The organism is Microbacterium sp. PA5, from assembly GCF_049860775.1.
In the GTDB taxonomy this organism is placed as follows: Bacteria; Actinomycetota; Actinomycetes; order Actinomycetales; family Microbacteriaceae; genus Microbacterium.
On sequence record NZ_CP187567.1, the window covers coordinates 1,919,438 to 1,943,145 of the forward strand.

Consider the following 23,708-nt stretch of genomic DNA (forward strand, 5'->3'; position numbering starts at 1 on the left):
TCGGATGGGTGGGATGGGCGTAGGAGGGCGCAGCCGTCGTCAGGCGACCGCGCGGAGTGCTTCGGCGGGGCTCAGGCGCGCGGCGCGCCATCCGCCGAAGGCGCCGGCCACGAGGCCGCCGGCGACTGCCAGCAGGAGCGCGAGCAGGATGATGCCCACCGACAGCGGCGCACTCAGGACGATGTCGGCGGAGGTCTGGCCGAGCTGGGCGCCGAACGCGCCCATGCCGCCCATGCCGCCGGGCCCGCCCTGTCCGAGGGCGTCCTCGGCCGCGGGTGCCGAGGAGATCGTGGGAGAGATCAGATTGACGGCTACCACGCCGGCGAGCCCCAGCACGATGCCGACGGCCCCGCCGATGAGCGCCTGGACCACCGACTCGCCGGCGACCTGCCCGACCACGCGCCGGTTGGACCATCCGATGGCCTTCAGGGTGCCGATCTCGCGCGTGCGCCGTGAGATGCCGGACATGGTCAGCAGGATCGCGAGGGCCACGGCGACGGCGAGCACGATGACCGACAGCCATGTGCCGAGGCTCGTGATGAGCGAGGAGGCGCTCGACAGCGACCCGGACACGTCGGCGGCGAGGTCGGACTGCGAGCTGACGGTCGCCTCCGGCAGCGCCTCCTCGAGCGCGGCTTGGACGGTCGCGATCTGGTCGCTGGAGGCCGCCTGCACGTAGACCGTCGAGACGACGTCCCCCGCGCCCGAGAGGTCCTGGGCGACGTCGAGCGGGATGTACACGTTCGCCGCGGTGTCGGCCTCGGAGGAGGTGGACGCGACGATGCCGACGATCTCGAAGGCGGTGCCTCCGACGTCGGTGGTGTCGCCGACGGCGAGATCGGCGCTCGTCGCGTACGAGGCGTCGAGGACGGCGACGTCCGCACCGGCGTCGGCGTCGGTCAGCGCGCGACCCTCGGTGACCTCGACGGCCGACAGCGGCCCCACGGCGGTGTCGGCGGCCTCGACCCCCAGGACGGTGAACGAGTCGACGGTGAAGGATCCGCCCCCGAATCCGCCCATGCCGCCCTCGCCGTCCTCGGGCATGGGCTGTGCCTGGCCGGCGTCCGCTCCGCCCTCCGTCGCGGCGTCCGGCCGCTGGGGCAGCTCGCCGTCGAAGGTCGTGTTGGTGAGGCTGAGCGCGCCGGAGGCCGCGGCCACACCGTCGATGCCGGTCACCGTGTCGAGGGTCGCGGCGTCGATGGTGCCGCGGAGGAAATCGGTCATGAGACGCGACTGGCTGAGGCTCGTCGTCCCGTCGTCGGAGGTCGTGCCCTCGTCGTCGTCGAAGTCGAACTGCGGACCGCCGCGACCGCCCTCGCCCGGCTCGGCCTGCGCGCCCGAGACCGTGAGGTCGGTGCCGACGCCGTAGACGGATTCGAGCGCCTGGGCCTGGGCGTCGCGCACGCCCGCCGACAGCGCGTTGACGACGATGACGAGCGCGATGGCGATGGCGAGGCCGGTCGCGACGATGGTGGTCTGCTTCTTGCGCCCGGACAGCTCACGGCGCAGGTACGTCCAGTACATGGGTCTCCTTCTCGACGGCCGGTCGGGCCGCACCGGCATCGACATCCGGCATCCCGACGCTAGGGAGCGTGATTCTGCGCGCGGTCTGCGGGAGGTATGGGGACGCTATGAGCGAGGGGGCGACGACGCCCCCGCTTTCACAGAGGACGCATAGGTCTTCCCATAGGAACCGCATAGCCGGAGGGACACAATGGGAGCCATGACCGCACCCGCCGCCGCACCCGCCCTCCGCCGCCCCGACGGCTCACCCCTGCGCGTGCTCGTCGTCGACGACGAGCAGATGCTCACCGATCTGCTCTCCATGGCGCTGCGGATGGAGGGCTGGGAGGTGCGGACCGCGGGCTCGGGGTACGACGCCCTGACGGCCACGCGCGAGTTCGACCCCGATGCGCTCGTGCTGGACATCATGATGCCCGACCTCGACGGCATGTCCGTGCTCCAGCGCCTCCGCCACGGGGGCAACGATGTGCCGGTGCTGTTCCTCACCGCGAAGGACGCGGTCGCCGACCGCGTCGCGGGGCTGACCGCCGGCGGCGACGACTACGTCACGAAGCCTTTCAGCCTCGAGGAGGTGGTCGCACGCCTGCGCGGACTCATGCGCCGCGCCGGCAGCGCGACCGCCGGCGGCGCCGACCCGATCCTGCGCGTGGGCGACCTGACCCTGAACGAGGACTCGCACGAGGTCGAGCGCGGCGAGGCGCAGATCGAGCTGACGGCCACCGAGTTCGAGCTGCTCCGCTTCCTGATGCGCAACCAGCGCCGCGTGGTCTCCAAGGCGCAGATCCTCGACCGCGTGTGGAACTACGACTTCGGGGGCCGCTCGAGCGTCGTGGAGCTCTACATCTCGTACCTGCGGAAGAAGATCGACGCGGGCCGTGAGCCCCTGATCCACACCGTCCGCGGCGTGGGCTACATGATCAAAGCCCCGCAGTGATGACCGACGCCCCCACCACGCTCCCCCGGCACCGCTGGAGCCTGCAGACGCGGCTCATCGTGGCCGTCGTGTCGCTCGTGGCGCTGATCCTCCTCGCGATCGGCTTCGCCACGGGCACGATCCTGCGCTCGATCATGGTGGAGAACCTCGACGCGCAGGTGACCTCGGCGGCGGAGCGCATGCACCTGGCGCCCACCGGCAGTGCGGCGGAGATCCTCAACGAGGGCCGCCAGGAGGTCGGCACGCTGCTCATCGTCAGCAACCTGTCGGGAACGACGGGCGCATACGTCAGCGACGACGAGGTGGCCGTCGCGCTCTCGGACGATGACGTGCGCGGCGTCCTCACGAGCTTCCAGTCGGTGGACCGCCTCGGCTGGGGCGACGCCACGGTCGCCGGCGCCGGCGACTACCGCATCCGGGTGCAGGGCACGGTGTCGGGCGGGTACATCGCCGTCGGGATGCCGACCTCGGAGCTGGCCTCGACGGTCGCGCAGATCCTGACGACGGTGACCCTGCTCACCCTCGGAGGCCTGCTCGTGCTCGCCGCCGTCATCGCGGTCGTGATCCAGCAGGCGCTGAAGCCCCTGCGGGTCGTCGCGGACACCGCGGCGCGCGTCGCCTCGCAGCCCCTGGACTCCGGCGACGTCAGCATCACCGAGCGGGTGCCGGCCGCCGAGGCCGACGCCTCCGACGAGATCGGCCGCGTGGGGGCGGCGCTGAACACCCTGCTCGACCACGTCGACACGTCGCTGTCGGCGCGGCAGCGCAACGAGGAGCGGATGCGCGCCTTCGTCGCCGACGCGAGTCACGAGCTCCGCACCCCGCTCGCCGCCATCCGCGGGTACTCCGAGCTGTCCCTTCGATCGCTGCAGCGCCCCCACGACACCGATGACCAGCGTCAGGCGGCCGCGCAGCAGTCCGAGCAGGGGCTGGAGCGCATCCAGGCCGCCTCGCTGCGGATGACCACGCTCGTCGAGGACCTGCTGCTGCTGGCGCGGCTGGACGAGGGCAAGGAGCTCGTCTACGGCGCGGTGGACCTCACGCGCATCGCGATCGACGCCGCCGCCGACGCCCAGGTCGCGGGGCCCGACCACACCTGGCGGGTCGACGTGTCCGAGGAGCCCGTGGTCGTCGCCGGCGACGGAGCGCGGCTGCATCAGGTCGCGGCGAACCTGCTCGCCAACGCGCGCGTGCACACCCCGGCGGGTACGCAGGTGACGGCGTCGGTGTCGCTCGACGGCGGCGACGCGGTGCTGCGCGTGCACGACGACGGCCCCGGCGTCGACCCGGCGGTCGCCGACGAGCTGTTCGAGCGCTTCGCCCGCGCCGACTCGTCCCGCGCGCGTCAGACCGGCGGCACCGGACTCGGCCTGTCGATCGTGAAGGCGATCGTCGCGGCCCACCACGGCACGATCACCGTCGACAGCCGGCCGGGGTCGACCACGTTCGAGGTCCGTCTCCCGGCCCGCCCGGCCGATCCCGCCTGAGGAGCGGCCGACGGTCGCGCTCAGTAGCCGGAGAAGGCGTCGGTGGTGATCGACCGGGCCTTGTCCAGCGCCGGCGCGAGCTCGGCGATCAGTCCCGGAGGGCCCGAGATGTAGGCGTGGCGCGTGGCGATGTCGGGGACGACCTGCAGGAGCCCCTCGGCGTCCAGCCGCACGCCGCGCGCCCAGCGCCAGTGCGCGGGCATCGCGTCGGGCTGGTCGCGCGTGAAGACGATGACGGGGATGCCGGAGTCCTCCAGCTCGGAGCGGAAGGCGAGCTCCTCGCTCCCCGATGCCACGTAGACGAACACCACGTCACGGTCCTCGCGGGCCAGACGCAGATGCCGCAGCTGCGAGACGAACGGCGTGACTCCGATGCCGGCCGCGACCATGAGGACGGGGCTGGAGGGCTTCGCGGGGAGCACGAAGTCGCCCCAGACTCCGGTGACCGGCAGCGACTGCCCGGGCTCGACGAGGGCGAGCGCCTTCTTGTAGGTCGACTGCGACCCTTCGCGGAGCGCGATGCGGACCGTCGGCAGCTCTTCGGGCGCCGAGACGATGCTGAACTCGCGCCGCGTCCCGCGGGCGTCGGGCTTGGGGTGGGCGACCTCCAGCTCCAGGTACTGTCCGGCCGCGAACCGGAAGCCCCGCCGGGCGCGGAACACGAGTTCGCGCACGGTCGGCGTGAGGGCGACACGCTCGACGAGGGTGAGGCGCACGGCGGAGCGGAACGCGAAGGCGAAGGCGAGGAGGTTGCCGACGAGGAGTGCGCGCTCCTGTCCCAGGCTCACCTCTCCGAGGTCGATCGGCCATCCGGCCAGCACCCCCACCACGGCGGCGACCGCGAACTGCTGCCACCGTCGCGGCGGCAGCGTGAGCGGCTCGGACAGCATGAAGGCACCGAGGAAGAGGAACGGCGAGGACCACAGCAGCTGCCAGAACACCGTGCCCGCATCGAAGTCGAGTCCCGCGCTCTGGTACTGGCTGACCGTGCGGGCGAAGCCGACGACGACGGCGATCACGAGGAAGACGAGGATCACGCGCACCTTCTCGGTGCGCAGCAGCACGACGAGCCCAGCGAGGATGACCGGTGCGGCGAGGTAGGGCGAACCGACCCACCACGCGGAGGATCCGAGGTCGGGGAGCCAGACGCTCAGCACGGTCAGGAAGGTCGCGCCGACGGCGGCGGGGTTGAAGACGTGCCGGCCCTGCCAGGCGAGCAGGTACTTCGAGGCGGAGGCGACGATCCCGGCGATCGCCAGGCCGACGAGACCGAGCGGCTCCAGGGTGGGGCGGAGCACGAACAGCAGGATGAGCGCGGTGATGAGCGTCGACTCCCAGCGCCACGCCTTGCCGAGCACCCGGTGGGCCACCGCGTCGGTTCCCGCGCAGGCGGCGCCGAGCACGGCCCAGGCGGCCAGCAGCTCCACCGCGGTGGGCGCCAGCACGCCGAAGAAGGAGAGCACGACGGCGATGGCGGCCAGCGCGACGAGCGAGAGGACGACGAGCCGGTACATCGACACGCGGCCGACGACGCCGTAGAGACGCGTCCACAGGGCGGTGAGGGAGGAGATCACGTGAACAACTCTGCCTTACAGTCGGGCGACCACTCCACGCGGCCGTCGGTGGTCATCCGGACCCAGTGGACGCCCCAGCGGTGGGCGAGTTCGGGCCCGCCCTCGAAGAACAGGGCCGTGGCGACGGCGTCGGCGGTCATCGCGTCGGCGGCCAGGGCCCAGGTCGCCGAGACGGTGCGCACCGGCTGCCCGGTGCGGGCGTCGAGGACGTGGTGCAGTCCGTCGCCCCACGCGCGCCGATTGATCGCCGAGGCGCAGAGGGCGGCGTCGGTGACCTCCCAGACCCCGATCGCCCGACGCGGATCGTAGGGGTGCTCGAGGCCGACCCGCTCGGGCCCGCCGCGCACGGCGAGGTCGCCGCTGGCGTCGACGACCACTCGGCCGTCGACCCACGGGGCGATCTCGGCGAGCACGCGATCGACGAGGCGTCCCTTCCCGAGCGCGCCCACATCGATCATCGCCGGCGACGACAGGCCGAGTCGTCCGCCGGACCATTCGAGACGGCTGGTCCAGTCCCCCGGCGCCGGGCGCGCGCCGTGGTCGATGAAGCCGTAGCCGGGGTCGTATCCGCGCCCAGCCAGCGCGTCGCCCACGAGCGGGTTGACCGCACCGGCGGTGGCGGCCGACAGCTCCGCATAGGCATCGAGCATCGCGGCCGCGTCGGGCGGCGTGGGGACGGCGCCGCCGCCCCGTGCCAGCGTCGTCACGAGCGAATCCTCGCGGAAGCGGGACCAGTCGCGGTCGAAGGCGTCGATGAGATCCCTCACCGACTCACGGATCGCCGCGGGAAGCGGCGTCGCCGTCTGGATCTCCCACGCAGTGCCGATCGCGGAGAAGCTCCACCGCGTGTCGGCGCCCGCGGTCATCAGGCGGCCGCTTCGGCCTTGATCGCGTCGATCGCCTCGTTGAAGCCGCCGCTGGTGAGGGAGGAGCCCGCCACGCGGGAGACCGAGATCTCGTCGATGTCCTTGCCGACCACGGCGTCCTGGATGCCGCCGATGAACTGCGACTGGTACTGCTCGGACTCGCTCTTGGTGGGGTTGCCCGTCACCTCGACGGCCGTGATGATGTCGTCGGCGAGCGTGACGGTGACGCTGATGGTCTCCACCGACTCGGGGGTCGCATACGATCCGTCGGCCGTGTAGGTGCCGTCGGTGTAGGCGGCGGACCCGCTCGACGAGCCGGTGTCGGTCGTGTCGGCAGCCTGGTCGGTGCTCGAGGCGCCGCTGCCGGCGTCGGTGTTCGCGGACGTGGTCCCGGCGCAGCCGGCGAGCACGGCGATGCCCAGAACGGACGCCGCGGCGGCGCCGACGCGCAGCTGGCGGGGAACGGCGGTGGTGCGGATCATGACTGGTCCTCCTTCTGTCGTGCCCCACCGCATCCGGTGTGTCCGGCCGATCCGGCGGATCCGGGGGCATGGACAACGCTAGCGGCGCCGACACAGCAGGGAGCTTCGTGGAGGCTATGCGTTTGCAGTGAGCCGGGATGCGTCAGAACGGCGGTTCAGGACGGTGCCCCGGCGGCGATGCCGGCGGCCCAGGCCGGCGGGCTGCGTCGGGACCGGTGCCCGGGTCGAGGCCGCTGCCGGAGTCGGTGGTGAGGCCGGGGTCCGGGTCGGGAACGAAGACGAGGGTGCGCGCAGGCCGGTCGGGGTAGTGCCTGCCGGTGGGGCTGGTCCAGTGGAGGATCCCGTCGGGGGTCTGTCTCACCCGCCAGGCGGAGTGGTGTTTCAGGGTGTGGTGCCGTCGGCAGAGGTGGGCGAGGTTGCCGAGCTCGGTGGGTCCGTCGTGTTCGCGGGCGGTGGTGTGGTCGATGTCGCAGCGCCGGGTCGGGATCCGGCAGCCCGGGAACCGGCAGTGCTCGTCCCGCACCCGTAGCGCCCGCTTCAGCTGATCGGACGGCCGGTACCGGTCCACCGCGAGCACGCTCCCCGTGACGGGGTGGGTGAGCACCCGGTCCCACCCGGTAGCGGTGCCCGCCAGCCGCAATGCCGTAGCTGTGTCGATCGGGGCGTGGCCGGTCAGTTCCGCCGGCGCGTCACCGGCGCCGACGGCCGTGAGGACGGGCAGGGTGACCTGCACGTGCGCGACGATCGCGTGCGTCTCGGGGTTCGACGCGTTCGAGACCTCGGGCGTCGCGTGCCCGGTCAGCAGGAGATCCGCGAACACGTCGGCACGGACCTCATCGATCCCGCGGATGTCGTGCACCGTGGGCTCATCCAGCAACATCGCCTCGACGGCCGCATCATCACCTGCACCACGGCGCCCGTCGATGACCCGCCGCGCGTATCGGTCGAGGCGGTCGCGGATCCCGTGCGCCAGATGCGCCGGCAGCGTCGCGATGAGTTCCGCCATGCCGTCGTCGAGGTCGCGCACCCACACCGACCGCCCCTTCGCCGCCACGGCGTGCCGCTCCGCGAACGGCAGCGGATGCAGTCGCGCTGCGAGCAGCCGCACCGCCGGCCGAAGTCGTCCGGGCGTCTCCCGCCGGGCCACCTGCAGCGCGCCCTCTTCGTACTCCGCGCGGGCCTCGTCGTCGTCGATCGGCAGTCCCGCCTCGACGATCACCCGCACGTGCGCCCCCGAGACGTCCCCGGCAGCGAGAGCGGCCCACGCCGCGGGGAACCGCTCCGTCAGCACCACCGCGTTCGACAGCTGCCGCTGCACCGTCCGATCCGACACCCGCAGCGCGACGCCGAGCTGCGCCGCCATCGACCGCAGCGGCACATCCCGCACCTCCGACGGTCCCGGCGGATCGTCCTGCGCCCGCACCACTTCCACGGCCCGCGCCAGAACCGCCGCCTCGCGGGCCTGCAGCGCCGCCATCCCGCGTCGGATCTCGACGAGCTCCTCGACCACCGCATCCACCCCGAACGTCGCCGGGCGGAGCGCAGCGGTGTTCGTCATGCCTCCATCCTTCCCGGAGGCACCGACACCGACACCGACAAAGCCCCGGTCAGGGCCGCTTCCTGTGGACAACCCCGACGTCACCCCACCTGGGGAGGAAACGCCACCTCCCGGACGCCAGGGAGACGACCGTCACGCGGTGCGTCGACGCAGCGCCTTCAGCCCCTCGACGGCCACGAAGATCACGACGGACAGGACGACGGGAGCGATCCAGCCGGTCACGCTCAACGGGCTCGATCCGAACAGGCCGTTCATGAACGGCACATAGGTGTAGACGAGCTGCAGGGCGATCAGCGCCGCAGCCGACCACCATACGACGGGGTTGCCGCGCAGCACGTCGACCGTGAAGCTCGAGCGCCCGAGGAAGCGGCAGTTGAGCAGGTAGGCGAGCTGCCCGAGCGCGAGCATCGCCACCGCCTGGGTGCGTGCGACCTCGACGGGGGCGCCTCCGACCGTGGCGAGCCAGAACACCGCGAGGGTCGCACCACCGATGAGGAGCGACACGATGAGCACGAATCCGAGCTCGCGCGCGTTGATGAGCGTGCCGCCGGCTGCTCGCGGCGGGCGATCCATGATGCCCTTCTCCGCCGGCTCGTAGGCGAGCGCGAGCGACAGGGTCACCGCGGTCACCATGTTGACCCACAGCACCTGGACCGGGGTGAGCGGCAGCGTGAGCCCGAACACGATCGCGACGAGGATCACGAGCGACTGCGCGCCGTTGGTCGGCAGCAGGAAGACCACCGACTTGCGCAGATTGTCGTAGATGCGCCGCCCCTCGCGGATGGCGCTGCGGATCGTGGCGAAGTTGTCGTCGGCCAGGACGATCTCCGCCGCCTCCTTCGTCGCCTCCGTGCCCTTGATGCCCATCGCCACGCCGACGTCGGCGCGCGTCAGCGCGGGGGCGTCGTTCACCCCGTCGCCGGTCATCGCGACGACTTCGCCGTGCGCCTGCAGCGCCCGGACGATGCGGATCTTGTGCTCGGGGCTCGTGCGCGCGTAGACGTCGACGTCGCGGGCGACGGCCTTCAGCTGCTCCTGGCTCATCGCCTCCAGCTCGGCGCCGGTGAGCACGTGCACGTCGTCGCCGGAGGCGAGCCCCATCTCCCGGCTGATCGCGAGGGCCGTCCCCGCGTGGTCGCCCGTGATCATCTTCACCCGGATGCCGGCGCGGTGGCAGTCGGCGATCGCGGTGATCGCCTCGGGGCGCGGCGGGTCGAGGATCCCCCAGAGCCCGAGGAACTCGAGGTCCACCAGGTCGTCGATGTCCAGCCGGTCCGAGCGGGTGGGCGTGCGGGCGGCCGCGAGCACCCGGAGCCCCTCGCCGCTGAGCTCGTCGATCGCGCTCTCCCAGAAGACGCGGTCGAGCGGTTCGCTGCCGCCCGTGCCCCGCTGGGTGAGCGAGCGATCGAGGAGCCGGTCCGGGGCCCCCTTGACGAGGATCGCCCGGGCGCCGTCGGCGGACTCGTTGAGGGTCGCCATGAACTTGTTCGCCGAGTCGAACGGGACGACGCCGATGCGGCGCGGTCGGGACTCCGGTCGCACGCCACCCTTCATCGCGACGACCTTCAGCGCGCCCTCGGTCGGCTCCCCCACCAGCGTCCAGCCCGATCCGTCCTCCGCGCGGACGATGTGGGCGTCGTTGCACAGGTCGGCGACGGCCAGGAGCGCGCGCACGTCGCCCCCGAGCGCGCCCGCCTGGGCCGTGCCCGCGTCCTCTCCGCCGGCTAGCCCGTCGCCGCCCTCGGGGATGATCGCACCGTCGGGGTCGTAGCCGAGTCCCGCTGCGGAGTACCGCCCGACGGGGGTGATCAGCCGCCGCACGGTCATCTCGTTCCGGGTGAGCGTGCCCGTCTTGTCGGAGCACACCGTGGTCACCGACCCGAGCGCCTCGACGGCGGGGAGCTTGCGGGTGATCGCGTTGCGGCGCGCCATCTGCTGCACGCCGATCGCGAGGGTGATGGTGACAAGAGCGGGCAGGCCCTCGGGGATCGCCGCGACCGCGAAGCCGATCGTCGCCGAGACGAGCTCGCCCACGGGCATGCGGTGGACGAAGCGCCCGATGAGCATCATGAGCACCGCCATCCCGAGGATGACGAGGGTGAGCACCTTGCCGAACTGTGCGAGCTGCTTCGTCAGCGGCGTCTGGAGCGACCCCGCCTCGCCGACCAGCGTCTGGATGCGGCCGATCTCGGTCGACGCGCCGGTGGCCGTGACGATCCCGCGGCCCTGCCCGGCGGACACGATCGTGCCCGAGAACGCCATCGACGCACGGTCCCCGACGCCGGCGTCCTCGGCGACCGGCGAGGTCGCCTTCGACGACGGCACGGATTCGCCGGTGAGCGCCGCCTCCTCGATGCGCAGCTGATGGGTCTCGATGAGGCGGACGTCGGCGGGCACCTTGTCTCCGGGCGCGAGTCGCACGACGTCGCCGGGGACGAGGTCGGCGGCCGCGATCGTCGCCCAGCGACCGTCCCTGCGCGCCTGGGCGTCGGAGGAGAGCATGCCGCGGATGCCGGCCAGCGCCTTCTCGGCGCGTCCCTCTTGAAGGAAGCCGATGACGGCGTTGATGATCGCGACCGCCATGATGACCCAGAAGTCGAGCCAGTCGGCCATGATCGCCTTGATCGCCGCCGCTCCCAGCAGGATGTAGATCAGCGTGTCGTTGAAGTGACCGAGGAACCGCAGCCACGCCGGCGTGCGCGCGGGCTCCGGGAGCACGTTGTGGCCGGCGACCGCGAGCCGGGCGGCCGCGTCGTCGGCGGTGAGGCCGCCGGCGTCGGTGCGCAGCTGTGCCGCCACGTCGTCCACGCTGCGCGCGAAGGGGCGCGCGACGTCCAGATCGGCCTCGGTGAGCGGTGAGACCATCTCGGAACTCCTACGCGGCGCCGTCGAACATGCTCGTGACCGAGCCGTCCTCGAAGACCTCCTTGATCGCGCGGGCCAGCAGCGGCGCGATCGGGAGGATGGTGAGGCCGGGGAAGATCTTCTCGGGCGGCAGCGGCACCGTGTCGGTCACCACGACCTCGTCGATGGCCGGATCCTGCAGGCGCGTGCTCGCGGGGTCGCTGAAGATGGCGTGGGTGGCGGCGACGATGACGCGCTCGGCACCGTCGTTCTTCAGCGCCTGCGCGGCCTTGACGATCGTGCCGCCGGTGTCGATCATGTCGTCGACGAGCAGGCACACCCGCCCCGCCACGTTGCCGACGATGTCGTTGACCGTGACCTGATTGGCCACGTTCGGATCGCGGCGCTTGTGGATGATCGCCAGCGGTGCGTCGAGGCTGTCGGACCATGTGTCGGCCACGCGCACGCGTCCGGTGTCGGGAGACACGACCGTGAGCTTCGCGCGGTCCTCCGGCGACAGGCTCTTCTCGAAGTAGTCGAGCAGCACCGGCTTGGCGAACAGGTGGTCGACGGGTCCGTCGAAGAAGCCCTGGATCTGGGCGGCATGCAGATCCACGCTCATCACGCGGTCGGCGCCGGCGGTCTTGAGGAGGTCCGCGACGAGCCGGGCGCTGATCGGCTCGCGCCCGCGCCCCTTCTTGTCCTGCCGCGAGTAGGGGTAGTACGGCGCGACCACCGAGATGCGCTTGGCCGACGCGCGCTTGGCCGCGTCGAGCATGATGAGCAGCTCCATGAGCCACTCGTTGACCGGCGGGCCGAAGGACTGGATGAGGAAGATGTCGCAGCCGCGGATCGACACCTCGAACCGCGTGAGGATCTCGCCCGAGGCGAAGGTGCGGTGCTCGGTCGGGACCAGCGACGAGCCGAGCTCGTCGGCGACCTGCTGCGCGAGCTCGGGGTGAGAGCTGCCCGCCGCGACGACGAGCCGCTTCTTCGTCTTGACGACGAGTCCGGGGGCGATGTCGTCCCGCTCGATCTCAGTCGCCTTCTTCTTGCGCGCCATCGTCCGCTTCCTGTGCGGACCGTGCACGTGCGGCGGCTGCTGCCGCCGCGGTGCCCGGTCGGTGGTTCTCGACCCACCCCTCGACGTTGCGCTGAGGGGTCACGCTCAAAGCCAGCGCTCCGGCGGGGACGTCCTTGCGGATGACCGCGCCGGCGCCGGTCTTGGCGCCATCTCCGATCCTAACGGGCGCGACGAACACGTTGTGCGAGCCCGAGTGGACCTCGTCGCCGATCTCGGTGCGGTGCTTGGTCAGGTCGTCGTAGTTGGCGGTGATCGCGCCGGCGCCGAGGTTGACGCCGCGACCGATCGTGGTGTCCCCGATGTAGGACAGGTGCGGGACCTTGCTGCCCTCGCCGATCGTGGAGTTCTTCGTCTCCACGAACGTGCCGATCTTGCCGTGCGCGGCCAGCTGCGTGCCGGGACGGAGATAGGCGAAGGGACCGACGGTGGCGCCCGCGCCGATGACGGCCAGCGTCGCATCGGTCCGTCGGACGACCGCACCCTCCCCCACTTCGCAATCCTCGAGCGTCGTGTCGGGTCCGACGACCGCCCCCGAGGCGATCGCCGTCGCGCGCAGGATGTGCGTGTTCGGCAGCACCGTGACGTCGGGGGCGAGGGTGGCGGTGACGTCGATCCAGGTGGTGGCCGGGTCCTGCACCGTCACTCCGGCGAGCTGCCAGCGCCGGACCGTGCGTGCGTTCAGCAGGCGCCCCGCCTCGGCCAGCTGCGCCCGATCGTTCACGCCCAGCGTCAGCGACACGTCGGCGACGACGGAGGCCGCGACGCCCCGGCCGTCGGCGCGCAGCAGTCCGATCACATCGGTGAGGTACTTCTCGCCCTGCGCGTTGTCGGTGCCGACCCGCGAGAGCTGCGTGCGCAGCTCCGCGGCCCGGAAGACGTACACGCCCGCGTTGATCTCGCGGACGGCGGCCTCGTCGGAGGTGGCGTCCTTCTGCTCGGCGATGCGGGCGACGGCGTCCGCCTCGTCGCGGATGATGCGTCCGTATCCGGTGGGGTCGTCGACCAGGGCGCTCATGAGCGTCGCCGCCGCGGCCCCGGCGCGGTGCTCGCGCACGAACGCGGTGAGGGTGTCGGCGTCGAGGAGCGGCACGTCGCCGCTCAGCACGAGGACATCGCCCTCGAAGCCGGGCAGGTGCTCCAGCGCGATCTCGACCGCGCGACCGGTTCCGGGGACCTCGTCCTGATCGACGACGACGACCTCCGGCGAGACGCCGAGCACGGCGTCTGCCACCTGATCGCGCTCGTGCCGCACGACGACGAGGACATGGGCCGGGGCGAGGTCGCGCGCGGTGTCGAGCACGTGCCCCACGAGCGGGCGCCCGCCGATGCGGTGGAGGACCTTCGGCAGGGAGGAGCGCATGCGCGTACCCTGCCCGGCCGCGAGGATCACCACGGCCAGAGCGGGATCGAGAGTGTTCTGCGTCATGCTCCGCCGCCAGGACTCGAACCTGGACCTCACAGCTCCAAAGGCTGTCGTGCTGCCATTACACCACGGCGGACCACGGCCACCCGGGTCCGCACGTGGTGCCCACGTGGTCCGCCGGAGCGGGGCCGCACGTCAAGTCTGCCACGGGCGACCCCGCTCGCCCGGGCGCGGGAGCGGGGTCGCCGAGCCCGCCGCCTACTTCGTCACGCGCACCGTCAGATCGGCGCTCGTGGTCGTCCCGGCGGCGTTCACGAACTCGACGCGGTAGACGTGGGTCCCCTTGGCGGCCGCGGTCACGGCGAGCGACGCCTGCTGGGCCGCGGGGGTGCGCGCGGTCAGCGCGCCCTCCTTCACGAGCGCGCCGTCCTGGAAGAACCGGAACGAGGTCGCGTTGGTCCCCCACCACATGTTCGCCGTCACGGTGTAGCGGCCGTCGCCGTCGTGGTTGTCGTGGCTGAGCACCGGCTTGCCCGGGGCGGCGGCGGTGACGCTCACCGTGATGGGGGCGAGGGTCGTCTCCCCCTGCGTGTTGGACAGCACCGCGCTGTACCGGTAGGTGCCGTTCGCGCGCCCGGAGACGGGCACCGCGGCGTACTGCGCCGCTGTCCCGCGGGCCGTGAGCGGCACGGTCGCGAGGAGGGCGCCGTTCTCGTACAGCCGCAGCGACGAGGCGTTCTGCCCCCACCACAGGTTCATCTTCACCGTGTAGTCGCCGTCGAGGAGGCCGGTGTCCCAGCCGTTGTCGTGCGAGAGCACTCCCCGCGCCGGAGCCGCGGTGGCCTCGTCGGCGTCGCGGCGCACGAGCCGGGCAGCGGCGTCGTCGAGCGCGGCCCGCGCCGCCGCGACGGCCGTCGCGGTCGGCCAGTCCGCAGCCGCGACGACACGCGCACGCGCGACGGCGTCGGGCAGCGAGGCGGACGACCAGGCGGTGTAGTCCGCGAGGTCGAGGGCGGCGAGGTCGTCGGCCCGCGCCGCGAGAGCGCCCGTGTCGATCCGCTCGCCGGCGCGGGTGAGGCGGATCTCGTCGATCGTGCCCCACGCGCCCGCCGACAGGGAGAACGACGCCGACACCGTCAGGACCCCGTCGGCGCCCACGGCGACCAGCGGAGTGGTCGCGGTGCGCCACGCCTGCCAGCCGGCCAGCTCGAGGGGTGCCGAGACCGTTCCCGCCGCGCTCGTCGCCCGCAGGGTGGCGGTGTCGGCAGGGCTCTCGCCGTCGCCCTGGACCGTCGCGGAGAGCGTGTACGTGCCCGGTGCCACGCCCGAGATCCGCTGCGTGACCGCGAACGCGTACGCCGTGTCGAGCCAGAAGCTCACAGCACGGCCGCCCGCGGCGGCGTCGGCCGTCGCGCCGATGCCGGCGCCGCTGCCGGTAACGCTCCACATCGAGACGTCCGTGGATTCGAACCCGGGGTTCGCGACCCACTGCCGCGGCGTCACGGTCACCGTCGCCGCGGCGGCGAGGCCGGCCTCGGTCGTGCCCGGGATCTCGTAACGCCCCGATCCCGCGATCGCGTCGACGGCCGCGGACCACTCGACGTCCTGGTCGGCGCGGACGCCGTTCCAGCGCCGCACCTGCACCGTCGCCGGGAGCGCGATCGGGGATCCCTCGACGACCGTCAGCGTCACCGGCAGCACGGTCGGTGCGGGCTCCTCGCCCACGAGCTCCAGCGCGGCCCAGGCGGCCTCCAGCGCCGCGAGGGCGGCGTCGACCTTGGCCTGCGACGGCGCCGCGGACCCCAGGACGACGTCCGCGATCTCGAGGGCCGCATCGAGCGCGACGAGCGAGTCCGCCGTCACCGCCTCCCGGTCGAGAGCCTCCGAGCGATCGACGAGGTCCGCCAGAGCCGACGTGTCGGCCCCGGCCGCCTCGCGCGTGAGGACGACGTCGTCGATGGTCCCCCAGGCGCCGGCCGGCAGCGTGGCCGAGATCGTCACCGTCGCCGTGCCGCCCGTCGCGACGGCGACCGCCTCGGTGACCGGCGTCGACCAGTTGCGCCAGCCGTTCAGCTCGAACGGCGCGGAGGCCTCCGCCCCGCCTGCGGCAGCGAGGGTGATCCGCACGTCGCTCGACGCGTTCTCGCCGTCGCCCTGCAGCGAGGCCGACGCCGTGTACGAGCCGGCGGGAAGGCCGGTGACGCGCTGCGTCAGCGTGTAGCTGAAGGCGGAGCCGGAGTAGAAGTGGGCCGACCGCGTCCCCGACCGGGGATCGTCGGTCGCCCGCAGCGTCAGAGCGGTGCCGGTGCGCGTCCACATCGAGACGTCCGCCTCCTCGAAGCCGGGGTTGCGCAGGAGGTTGACGGCGGTCACCGTGACGGTCGCCGTGGTGGTGCGACCGGACGCCGTCTCGCCCGCGATCCGGTACACGCCGGGACCGGAGATGTACTCGGCCGCGGCGGACCACGTGACCGCCTCCGCCTCGGTGGTGTCGTCGTTGTAGGTGATCGTCACGGTCGCCGGGAGCGCGATGTCCGCGCCGTCGGCGACGGTGAGCGCCGGCTGCTCGACCGCGATCACCTCGCGCGGGGCGATCGCTCCGGTGCGCGCGTAGGAGAACACGCGGAGGGACTCCAGCGGCGTGCCGTCGAAGGCGAAGAGCGCCTGGTTGTCCCACGCCGAGCCGCCGTACCACTCGCCCGCGTCGTCGGGGTCGTACTCGGCGGCGTAGCTCGACGCCCATCCCGACCCGTCGCGCTCCCAGAGCGCCCGGTTCTGGGCGAGCTCCGACGGCGGTCCCACCGGCAGCCAGGCGGGCTCCCAGTAGAAGACGCCGATGCCCGCCTCGCCGACGTCGGCAACGGCCTGGACGACGTCGCGGACGGCCGCGGCCTGCCCCTGCACGCTGATCGGGTACTGGGTGGCCTCGGACGCGAGATCGATCGTGTTGCCGTGTCCGTCGCCGTCCTCGAGGGTCGACGCCCAGCTGGTCTCGGCGACCATGACCTTCTTCCCGTACGTGTCGGCGACGTGCGAGAGCACGGCGGTGAGATTGCCGAGCGAGCCGTGCCAGTACGGGTAGTACGACGACGCGAACACGTCGTAGTCCACCCCGGCGGCGTCGAGGTTCGCCGCGTAGCCGGCGTACCGGCCCGAGGTCTCGGGATTCGTGAAGTGCAGGGCGACGAGTGCGTCGGGGAAGACGCTGCGCACCGCGGCCGAGCCGGCGGCGAAGATCTGCGTCATGCCCGTCCACCCGGTGACCCCGGCGACGCCGTTGTTGGTCTCGTTGCCGACCTGGACCATCTCCACGTCGACTCCGGCCGCGGCGAACTCCTCGAGTGCCGCCGTCGTGTACTCCTCCACGGCGACGGCCTTCTCGGCGACGCTCAGCGCGGCCCAGGCCTTCGGCGCCTTCTGCTTGGCCGGATCGGCCCAGAAGTCCGAGTAGTGGAAGTCCACCAGCACGCTGAGCCCGGCGGCCGTCGCGCGTTCGCCGATCTCCACCGCGCGCGCGACGTCCACGTCGCCGCCGCCGTAGCCGTTGCCCTCGGCGTCGAACGGGTCGTTCCACACCCGCACCCGGACGTCGGTGATGCCATGGTCGGCGAGGACCTCGAAGAGGTCGGCGGGCTCCCCCGCCTCGTCGCGGAACACGACCCCCGACTCCTCCAGTGAGAGGACCGAGGAGACGTCGACGCCGCTGCGGAAGCCGTCGGGCAGGTTCTCGACCTTCTGGACGACGATGCCCGCCTCGACGGGGCCGTCGTCGGCCCGGGCGGCGGGCGCGCTCAGCAGGGCGGTGCCGACGGCCACGACGGCGGAGACGGCGACGATGCGCCGGCGGGCGTCGCGAGCGGGGCGGGGGCGGGGGTGCGACATGACAGAGATCTCCTTCGATCCAGGTGCGCATCGCGGCGCGCGCGACGGGCATCACCCTACTGTTACCGGTCACAGTCTCCCCGGCGACTCCGACGCCGGAAAGGGCTCTCCCGCATTCGTTACCGAACTGAGACCGGTAACAGGGCCACCGATCCCGGTCGGCCGGCGCACGACGCCGCACGCCCGCGAGCGAACCGCGATAATGACGGAGTGACCCCCGAGCACGACGAGGTCGACCGCATCGTCGACGCGTGGATGACCCAGCGTCCCGATCTCGACTTCTCCCCGCTGGAGGTGCTGTCGCGCGTCGACCGCCTCTCCCGCCACCTCGACCGCGCGCGGCGCGAGGCCTTCCGGCGCAGCGAGCTCGAGCCCTGGGAGTGGGACGTGCTCTCCGCGCTGCGCCGCGCGGGAGAGCCCTTCCAGCTCAGTCCCAAGCAGCTGCTGCAGCAGACGCTCGTCTCCAGCGGAACGATGACCAACCGCATCGACCGCCTCGTCGGCCGCCGCCTCGTGCGGCGCGAGGCCGACCCCGCCGATGGCAGGAGCGTGCTCGTCACCCTCACCGACGACGGCCGCACCCGTGTCGACGCGGCCATCACCCGCCTCGTCGACGCCGAGGCCCTGCTGCTGGCGATGCTCTCCCGCAACGACCGCGAGCGGCTCGCGGGGCTCCTGCGCAAGCTCAGCCTCGGCTTCGACGCCTCGCGCTGACGCTCAGCAGCCCAGCTTCCAGCGGCGCGGGGAACGCCGGCGACTCACGACTCCAGCTGCTCCGACAGCTCCAGCCATCGCTCCTCGAGCGCCGCGATCTCCTCGTCGACGGCGCCGATCGCCCGCATCTTCTCGCCGATGCCCACGTAGTCCGACTGGTCGTGATCGGCGAGCGCCGTGCGATCGGCGTCGACCTGCGCGGTGAGCTTCGACAGCCGACGCTCGAGCGCCTGCAGCTCCTTCTGCGCGGACCGGCGGTCGGCCCCCGCCAGTTCGGGTGCCGCCGGCGCGGCGGTCCCGCGGGGGGTGGCCGCCGCCGCGGCCGGGATGCCGTCGGGCACGCCGCCCGCCTGCTGCGCGCGCCGCAGCCGCACGTACTCGTCGATGCCGCCGGGGAGGTGGCGCAGGTGCCCGTTCATCACGGCGTACTGCTGGTCGGTGACGCGCTCCATGAAGTAGCGGTCGTGACTGACCACCAGCAGCGTGCCCGCCCAGGCGTCCAGGAGCTCCTCGATCGCGGCCAGCATGTCGGTGTCGAGGTCGTTCGTGGGCTCGTCGAGGATGAGGACATTGGGCTGATCGAGGAGGATCAGGAGGAGCTGCAGGCGGCGCTTCTGCCCGCCCGAGAGGTCCTTCACCGGCGTCGAGAGCTGCGCCGACGAGAAGCCCATGCGCTCCAGGAGCTGACCGGGGGTGAGCTCCTGCGCCTTGGATCCCGTGCCGAACTCGTAGGTGGTGCGCAGCCGTCCGACGACGACGCGCACGGGCTCGTCGAGGTGGGGGTCGAGCTCGTCCATCCGCTGGGTGAGTGTGGCCACGCGCACCGTCTTGCCGCGCTTGACGCGACCGCTCGTCGGCTCGACGGTCCCGGCGACCAGCCCCAGGAGCGTCGATTTGCCGGCGCCGTTGACGCCGAGGATGCCGGTCCGCTCCCCCGGGGCGATCCGCCACTCCACGTCGCGCAGCACCTCCCTGGTCCCGCCCGTGTCGGTGGGATACGTCACTCCCGCGTCGAGGAGGTCCACCACGTCCTTGCCGAGCCGGGCGACGGCCAGCGACTGGAGCGAGACGCGGTCCCGCAGCTCGGGGACGTCGGCAATCAGCGCGTTGGCCGCGTCGATGCGGAACTTCGGCTTCGCGGTGCGCGCCGGCGCGCCGCGGCGCAGCCAGGCGAGCTCCTTGCGGGCGAGGTTCTGGCGGCGCGCCTCGATCGAGGCCGCCTGACGGTCGCGCTCCACCCGCTGGAGGATGTAGGCCGCGTAGCCGCCCTCGAACGGGTCGACGATGCGGTCGTGCACCTCCCACGTGCGCGTGCAGACCTCGTCGAGGAACCAACGGTCGTGCGTGACGACGAGCAGCGCACCGGCGCTCGGCGACCAGCGGCGCTTCAGGTGCTCGGCCAGCCATGCGACGGCCTCGACGTCGAGGTGGTTGGTCGGCTCGTCGAGCGCGAGCACGTCCCAGTCGCCGGCCAGGAGGGCCGCCAGCGCCACGCGGCGGCGCTGGCCGCCGGAGAGGCCGGCGAGCGTCCCGTGCCAGTCGAGGTCTCCGACGAGGCCCGAGATGACGTCGCGGACCGCAGCATCGCCCGCCCACTCGTGCTCCGGCCGGTCGCCGACGACGGCCTCGGCCACCGTGAGGTCATCGGAGAGCACGTCGGCCTGATCCAGCATGCCGATCCGCACGCCTCCGCGCACGGTGACGCGACCGGAGTCCGGTTCGCGCCGACCGGCCAGCATCGCCATGAGGCTCGACTTTCCGTCGCCGTTGCGGCCGACGATGCCGATGCGGTCGCCCTCGTCGACCCCCAGCGAGACGCCGTCGAAGACGACCTTGGTGGGGTATTCGAGATGGAGGGCCTCGGCCCCGAGAAGATGTGCCATGTCGCCTTCCAGGCTAGGCGGTGCCGAGCCTCCCCCGCGCCGCACGGCTCCCGGGCGACCGCCCTCGTCGCCCGGACCGGAGGTGCGTCAGTACCAGAAGCCGAGGCTCGGCGCCTGCGTGCCGGCGAACAGGCGGGTGACCCGGGACGGGTCGTCGGTGTGCAGGCGCCCCGCTCGGGCCAGGGTGGACGGCGAGACGCCGCCGAGGAGGATCGCCGACAGCTCCGCCACGCCGAGACGGACGCGGAGAGGGTCGTCACCCGCCGCGCCCGCGTCGAGCACGCGTGCCGTGCCGTCCGGCTCCGTCCGAAGGACCACCGGACCCGCGGCGATCCCGAGCGGATCGTCGATCTCCAGCACGATCTCGTCGGCCACGGCGTAGCGTCGCGCCCCGAGTGCCGCTGCGGGGTCGAGCACCCGCACGTACTGGTGGTCGCGCACGGTGATGGTCGCCGCGCGCTGGTCGGCGATCATCCACCACAGCGGCTCGTCCACCGACAGCTCCCCCGCACGGATGGTGCCGATGAGGTCCATCGAGAGGAAGAACCGCCAGAGCCCGGAGTAGGCGGCGTCGGTGGCCGCCAGGAGCAGGTCGAGGTCGATCGTGGACGCGGCGAAGTCGTCGTGGTTCTCGGCGACGCGGTAGAGCGCGAGGCCCTCCACGGCGCCCGCGGGCGAGCGGTACTGCACGACGCGGAGGGCCTCCGCCTTCTCGGCGTCCGGTCGCGTGCCGAAGAAGCGGTCCCAATGACCGCCCGGCATGTCGATCTCGCCCGGCGTCGCGGCCCGCACGCGGTCGTGGAGGGCCTCGGCGAGCGCGCGTCCCTCCTCGCGGGTGACGAAGTCGATGCGGCCCGCCTCGGGGGCGTCCGGCCCGCGCCAGCCGGCCCGGCGCACGTCGATCCGCCAGTGCGCGGCCGACGCCGCCGGTGCGAACCCGAAGCGGCCGTAGATGCCCGACTCGCTGACGGTGAGGACCGCGACGGCGAAGCCGGCCGCCGCCGCCGTCCGCAGCTCGCCCGCCATGAGGGTCCGCAGGAGACCGCGACGGCGGTGGGTCGGGGCGACGGTGACGGAGCTGATCGCGCAGGCGGTCGCCGCGCCGCCGGGCACGGTCAGCCGGGTCCCCCACGAGGCGAAGGTGGCGACGGGCACCTCGGGGTGCGGCGCATCCGCGTCGAAGACGCCGAGCTTGCGCCGGTAGGCGCCCCGGTCGAAGAAGGCCTGGCGCTGGGTGTCGTTGCGCTCCCCGTCGAGGAACCCGCGGGATACCGCGTCGAGCCAGGCGTCGACCTCCGCGCGCGACGCGTCGTCGACACGGCGCACGTCCAGGCGCTGCGCGGCGAGCTGCGCGCTCAGCTCGGCGTCGAGGGGGGCGTCGTGGAAGGAGGTGTCGAGGTCGGTCACGGGGCTCTCCGCTCAGTCGATCGTGAGGATGCGCGCGCCGGCGACGGGGCCGTGCGCCGCGGTCGCCGCATGTCCGCGGTCGCCGAGGCTGCGCGCGAGGTCGGCGGCCGACCGCTCGTCGGACGCCAGGAAGGCGACGGTGGGACCAGACCCCGACACGAGACCGGCGAGTGCTCCGAGACCCACGCCCTCGTCCAGGAGCGCGCCGAGCTCGGGGCGGCGGCGCACCGCCACCTCCTGCAGGTCGTTGCGCGTGGCCGCCGCCAGCGCCGTCGGGTCTGCTCCGCGCAGCGCGTGCAGCACCGCCGGGTCGACGGCGGGCACGCCCCGCGCCGGCGCGATGTCGGCTTCGGCGCGCAGCGCATCCAGTCCCGCGTACGCCTCGGGAGTGGACAGCCCCTCCACGTGGGTGACGAAGACCCAGTCGAAGCGCCCGCGCACGAGGGCGGGCGCGAGCTCGTCGCCGCGGCCGGTGCCCACGGCCGTGCCGCCGCGGAGGGCGAACGGGACATCGGCGCCCAGCTGGGCACCCAGCGCATGGAGCTCGGCCGTCGACAGCCGCCCGTCGAGCAGCTCGTTCACCGCCACGAGCGCGGCGGCGGCATCGGCCGACCCGCCGCCCATGCCGCCGGCGACGGGGACGCCCTTGTGCACCTCCAGGTGCACGCCGCCGTCCCAGCCGAGCTCGCGCGCCACCAGGCGGGCGGCACGCACGGCGAGGTTGCGGTCGTCGAGCGGCACGCCGCTGACGTCGACGTCGCCCGTGACCGCGATGGTGAAGTCGTCGGAGATCGTCGCCCACACGTCCTCGTGCATCGAGACGGCCTGATAGACGGACGCGACGTCGTGGTAGCCGTCGGGCTGCACCTGGCCGACCTCGAAGAAGACGTTGACCTTGCCCGGTGCACGCACGTGCACCCGGCGCTCGGAGACGCGGCTGAGGCTCACTCGGTCGGCGCCCACAGGGTGTCGATGCCGGCGGCGATCACGTCGATGCGCTCGAGCTCCTCGGCGTCGAAGGCGGGACCGTCCAGCGCGGCGAGGTTCTCGTCGAGCTGCTCGGGACGCGAGGCGCCGATGAGCGCGGAGGCGACGACGCCGTCGCGCAGCACCCACTGCAGGGCCATCTGCGCGAGGGTCTGGCCGCGCTCGCGGGCGATGACGTCGAGCGAGCGCAGCGCCGCCAGCGCGCTGTCGGTCAGGCGGTCGCCGGCCAGCGACGATCGCTGCTGGGAGCGCTCGGAGGTGCCGTCGCCGAGGTAGCGACTGGTGAGCAGGCCCTGGGCGAGCGGGACGAAGGCGATCGCGCCCATCCCCTCCTGAGCGAGGAGGCCCGTGAGACCGTCCTCGATCCAGCGGTCCAGGATCGAGTACGACGGCTGGTGGATCACGAGGGGCGTGCCCAGCGACCGGGCGATCGCCGCCGCCTCCGCCGTCTGGGTCGGGCTGTAGGACGAGATGCCCGCGTAGAGCGCCTTGCCCTGGCGGACGAGCGTGTCCAGCGCACCGATGGTCTCCTCCAGCGGCGTCACCGGGTCGAAGCGGTGGGAGTAGAAGATGTCGACGTAGTCCACGCTCATGCGGGTCAGGGACTGCTCGGCGCTGGCCAGCAGGTACTTGCGGGACCCCCACTGCCCGTAGGGCCCGTCCCACATGTCGTAGCCGGCCTTGGACGAGATGATGAGCTCGTCGCGGTACGGCGCGAAGTCCTCGCGCATCATGCGGCCGAAGTTCGTCTCCGCGGAGCCGTACGGCGGGCCGTAGTTGTTGGCGAGGTCGAAGTGCGTGATGCCCCGGTCGAAGGCGTGGCGCAGCAGCGCGCGCTGACCGTCGAACGGGAAGTTGTCGCCGAAGTTCCACCACAGCCCGAGCGAGATCGGCGGCAGGTACAGACCGCTGGATCCCACCTGCCGGTACGCGGTGGACGAGTAGCGGTCGGCGGCCGCGGCGTAGGGACGGTGGAGGTCTCCGCCACGGGACGGCGGGAAGCGGTTGTCGGTCACTCACCCAGGCTAGCGACCCGCTCCCACCCCGACCACGGTGAACGCGAAACGTCGGCGACACACAGTCCGTCTAGGTTGGTCACGACCGCATCTCCGATGCGGG

Annotated in this window: 16 protein-coding genes and 1 tRNA gene; 3 read left to right on the forward strand and 14 right to left on the reverse strand. The window is 72.7% G+C overall.

Features of this window, described 5'->3' with window-relative positions:
• Positions 1-39 precede the first annotated feature (39 nt).
• A complete protein-coding gene (locus ACPWUT_RS09040; protein ID WP_425836680.1) occupies positions 40-1,524 on the reverse strand; it encodes an ABC transporter permease in 1,485 nt (494 codons plus the stop codon).
• Between the two features lie 199 nt (positions 1,525-1,723).
• Here ACPWUT_RS09040 and ACPWUT_RS09045 point away from each other — a divergent pair, with 199 nt between their 5' ends.
• Together ACPWUT_RS09045 and ACPWUT_RS09050 are read left to right on the forward strand one after the other, a co-directional pair.
• A complete protein-coding gene (locus tag ACPWUT_RS09045) occupies positions 1,724-2,458 on the forward strand; it encodes a response regulator transcription factor (RefSeq protein ID WP_284527643.1) in 735 nt (244 codons plus the stop codon).
• Positions 2,458-3,945 carry a sensor histidine kinase gene (locus ACPWUT_RS09050; RefSeq protein WP_425836683.1) on the forward strand — a complete coding sequence of 496 codons (1,488 nt, stop codon included), beginning with the start codon at positions 2,458-2,460 and terminating at the stop codon, positions 3,943-3,945. Before ACPWUT_RS09045 ends, ACPWUT_RS09050 begins: the two co-directional genes overlap by 1 nt.
• Before the next feature lie 20 nt (positions 3,946-3,965).
• Here the strand turns inward: ACPWUT_RS09050 and ACPWUT_RS09055 are convergent, their stop codons facing one another.
• The 9 genes from ACPWUT_RS09055 to ACPWUT_RS09095 all read right to left on the reverse strand — a co-directional run bounded on the left by ACPWUT_RS09055 (position 3,966) and on the right by ACPWUT_RS09095 (position 17,598).
• Positions 3,966-5,519 carry an FAD-dependent oxidoreductase gene (locus tag ACPWUT_RS09055; protein WP_284527645.1) on the reverse strand — a complete coding sequence of 518 codons (1,554 nt, stop codon included), beginning with the start codon at positions 5,517-5,519 and terminating at the stop codon, positions 3,966-3,968.
• Positions 5,516-6,385 carry an FAD:protein FMN transferase gene (locus tag ACPWUT_RS09060; protein ID WP_425836686.1) on the reverse strand — a complete coding sequence of 290 codons (870 nt, stop codon included), beginning with the start codon at positions 6,383-6,385 and terminating at the stop codon, positions 5,516-5,518. The genes ACPWUT_RS09055 and ACPWUT_RS09060 overlap by 4 nt, the downstream gene beginning before the upstream one ends.
• Entirely contained in the window at positions 6,385-6,867 is a 483-nt protein-coding gene (locus ACPWUT_RS09065) for an FMN-binding protein (protein ID WP_425836689.1), read from the reverse strand. The genes ACPWUT_RS09060 and ACPWUT_RS09065 overlap by 1 nt, the downstream gene beginning before the upstream one ends.
• 142 nt (positions 6,868-7,009) lie before the next feature.
• A complete protein-coding gene (locus tag ACPWUT_RS09070) occupies positions 7,010-8,425 on the reverse strand; it encodes a DUF222 domain-containing protein (RefSeq protein ID WP_425836692.1) in 1,416 nt (471 codons plus the stop codon).
• A 132-nt stretch (positions 8,426-8,557) separates the two neighbouring features.
• Positions 8,558-11,290 (reverse strand): cation-translocating P-type ATPase, encoded by a 2,733-nt coding sequence (locus ACPWUT_RS09075; protein ID WP_425836695.1) that lies wholly within the window; start codon positions 11,288-11,290, stop codon positions 8,558-8,560.
• Between the two features lie 10 nt (positions 11,291-11,300).
• Entirely contained in the window at positions 11,301-12,332 is a 1,032-nt protein-coding gene (locus ACPWUT_RS09080) for a ribose-phosphate diphosphokinase (RefSeq protein WP_284527651.1), read from the reverse strand.
• Complete coding sequence (glmU, locus tag ACPWUT_RS09085; RefSeq protein ID WP_284527652.1) at positions 12,307-13,779, reverse strand: bifunctional UDP-N-acetylglucosamine diphosphorylase/glucosamine-1-phosphate N-acetyltransferase GlmU; 1,473 nt, start codon at positions 13,777-13,779, stop codon at positions 12,307-12,309. Before glmU ends, ACPWUT_RS09080 begins: the two co-directional genes overlap by 26 nt.
• A 1-nt stretch (position 13,780) precedes the next feature.
• Positions 13,781-13,852 (reverse strand) — tRNA-Gln (locus ACPWUT_RS09090).
• A 122-nt stretch (positions 13,853-13,974) separates the two neighbouring features.
• Positions 13,975-17,598 carry a glycosyl hydrolase 53 family protein gene (locus ACPWUT_RS09095; protein WP_425836699.1) on the reverse strand — a complete coding sequence of 1,208 codons (3,624 nt, stop codon included), beginning with the start codon at positions 17,596-17,598 and terminating at the stop codon, positions 13,975-13,977.
• Positions 17,599-17,808: 210 nt separating this feature from the next.
• Here ACPWUT_RS09095 and ACPWUT_RS09100 point away from each other — a divergent pair, with 210 nt between their 5' ends.
• The gene (locus ACPWUT_RS09100) at positions 17,809-18,312 is read left to right on the forward strand and encodes a MarR family winged helix-turn-helix transcriptional regulator (protein WP_284527654.1); all 504 of its coding nucleotides are present in this window, start codon (positions 17,809-17,811) and stop codon (positions 18,310-18,312) included.
• Positions 18,313-18,356: 44 nt separating this feature from the next.
• Here ACPWUT_RS09100 and ACPWUT_RS09105 read toward each other — a convergent pair whose 3' ends face one another.
• The 4 genes from ACPWUT_RS09105 to ACPWUT_RS09120 all read right to left on the reverse strand — a co-directional run bounded on the left by ACPWUT_RS09105 (position 18,357) and on the right by ACPWUT_RS09120 (position 23,605).
• The gene (locus tag ACPWUT_RS09105; protein WP_425836702.1) at positions 18,357-20,195 is read right to left on the reverse strand and encodes an ABC-F family ATP-binding cassette domain-containing protein; all 1,839 of its coding nucleotides are present in this window, start codon (positions 20,193-20,195) and stop codon (positions 18,357-18,359) included.
• A gap of 87 nt (positions 20,196-20,282) precedes the next feature.
• Positions 20,283-21,602, reverse strand: coding sequence for a GNAT family N-acetyltransferase (locus ACPWUT_RS09110; protein ID WP_425836705.1), 1,320 nt, complete (start codon positions 21,600-21,602; stop codon positions 20,283-20,285).
• Between the two features lie 12 nt (positions 21,603-21,614).
• Complete coding sequence (locus tag ACPWUT_RS09115; protein WP_425836708.1) at positions 21,615-22,550, reverse strand: 4-(cytidine 5'-diphospho)-2-C-methyl-D-erythritol kinase; 936 nt, start codon at positions 22,548-22,550, stop codon at positions 21,615-21,617.
• On the reverse strand, positions 22,547-23,605 hold the full coding sequence (locus ACPWUT_RS09120) for an aldo/keto reductase (protein ID WP_284527657.1): 1,059 nt from the start codon (positions 23,603-23,605) through the stop codon (positions 22,547-22,549). Before ACPWUT_RS09120 ends, ACPWUT_RS09115 begins: the two co-directional genes overlap by 4 nt.
• Between the last annotated feature and the right edge of the window lie 103 nt (positions 23,606-23,708).

Bases quoted from the DNA above. Each gene is read 5' to 3' on its own strand.
- ACPWUT_RS09050 (WP_425836683.1), top strand. From the start codon at position 2,458: ATGACCGACGCCCCCACCACGCTCCCCCGGCACCGCTGGAGCCTGCAG.
- glmU (WP_284527652.1), bottom strand. From the start codon at position 13,779: ATGACGCAGAACACTCTCGATCCCGCTCTGGCCGTGGTGATCCTCGCG.
- ACPWUT_RS09105 (WP_425836702.1), bottom strand. From the start codon at position 20,195: ATGGCACATCTTCTCGGGGCCGAGGCCCTCCATCTCGAATACCCCACC.
- ACPWUT_RS09045 (WP_284527643.1), top strand. From the start codon at position 1,724: ATGACCGCACCCGCCGCCGCACCCGCCCTCCGCCGCCCCGACGGCTCA.
- ACPWUT_RS09080 (WP_284527651.1), bottom strand. From the start codon at position 12,332: ATGGCGCGCAAGAAGAAGGCGACTGAGATCGAGCGGGACGACATCGCC.
- ACPWUT_RS09065 (WP_425836689.1), bottom strand. From the start codon at position 6,867: ATGATCCGCACCACCGCCGTTCCCCGCCAGCTGCGCGTCGGCGCCGCC.
- ACPWUT_RS09060 (WP_425836686.1), bottom strand. From the start codon at position 6,385: ATGACCGCGGGCGCCGACACGCGGTGGAGCTTCTCCGCGATCGGCACT.
- ACPWUT_RS09070 (WP_425836692.1), bottom strand. From the start codon at position 8,425: ATGACGAACACCGCTGCGCTCCGCCCGGCGACGTTCGGGGTGGATGCG.
- ACPWUT_RS09095 (WP_425836699.1), bottom strand. From the start codon at position 17,598: ATGTCGCACCCCCGCCCCCGCCCCGCTCGCGACGCCCGCCGGCGCATC.
- ACPWUT_RS09075 (WP_425836695.1), bottom strand. From the start codon at position 11,290: ATGGTCTCACCGCTCACCGAGGCCGATCTGGACGTCGCGCGCCCCTTC.
- ACPWUT_RS09040 (WP_425836680.1), bottom strand. From the start codon at position 1,524: ATGTACTGGACGTACCTGCGCCGTGAGCTGTCCGGGCGCAAGAAGCAG.